A 742-nucleotide genomic window follows, 5' to 3' on the forward strand; every position below is an offset into this window, starting at 1 on the left:
AATCAAAACCACCAGTGTGAACTGGTGGTTTGCTCTTCGGCTGGAAGCCTCTGTTGCCGGCCTTGGCCTAAAAGGCCTACTGAAAAGGTCTCCTTCTGCACCACACTCACGCGCTGATTCTAAAGAATCCTTTTATTTTTTCTTGTTTTTTGCTCCAGTAAATGGATCGAACTCCTCAAACAGTGTCAATTGATCACTCATGTAGTCATCTTTTAACTGATCTCTTATATACTGCTGAATCTGCTCTTTATTTCTGCCCACTGTATCTACAAAATATCCACGACACCAAAATTTACGATTACCATAGCGATATTTCAAATTAGCATGGCGATCAAATATCATCAAGCTACTCTTCCCTTTTAAGTAACCCATAAATTGAGAGATACTTAGTTTGGGTGGAATGCTGACTAGGAGATGAATATGATCGCGACAAGCATTAGCTTCGTGAATCTCAACGCCTTTACGCTCACAAAGTTCTCTGATTATCTGACCAATGCTTTGTCGATACTTACCGTAAATAATTTGTCTTCTGTATTTCGGTGCGAAAACAATGTGATACTTACATCTCCATCTTGTATGTGCTAAACTACTCTTGTCCTGCATGGGACTACCTCCTTTTAACATGAATGTGGCGGTCGGGAAACCAGCCATATTCTAGCATAAAAGGAGGTGTTTTTGTCCCCACGCTGGAAGCTCTCCGGAACCCCCGGCATAGCCAGGGGTTTTCGAAAACATAAAAAAA

Annotated in this window: 1 protein-coding gene; it reads right to left on the reverse strand. The window is 41.5% G+C overall.

The genetic code is table 11. From position 1 onward, the window contains the following. Positions 1–132: 132 nt before the first annotated feature. Positions 133–603 carry an IS200/IS605 family transposase gene (tnpA, locus tag GF867_RS13635; protein WP_153833627.1) on the reverse strand — a complete coding sequence of 157 codons (471 nt, stop codon included), beginning with the start codon at positions 601–603 and terminating at the stop codon, positions 133–135. Between the last annotated feature and the right edge of the window lie 139 nt (positions 604–742).

It is taken from the genome of Fundicoccus ignavus (assembly GCF_009659375.1).
In the GTDB taxonomy this organism is placed as follows: Bacteria; Bacillota; Bacilli; order Lactobacillales; family Aerococcaceae; genus Fundicoccus; species Fundicoccus ignavus.

Coding starts and splice junctions, on each gene's coding strand:
- tnpA (WP_153833627.1), bottom strand. CDS start 603: ATGCAGGACAAGAGTAGTTTAGCACATACAAGATGGAGATGTAAGTAT.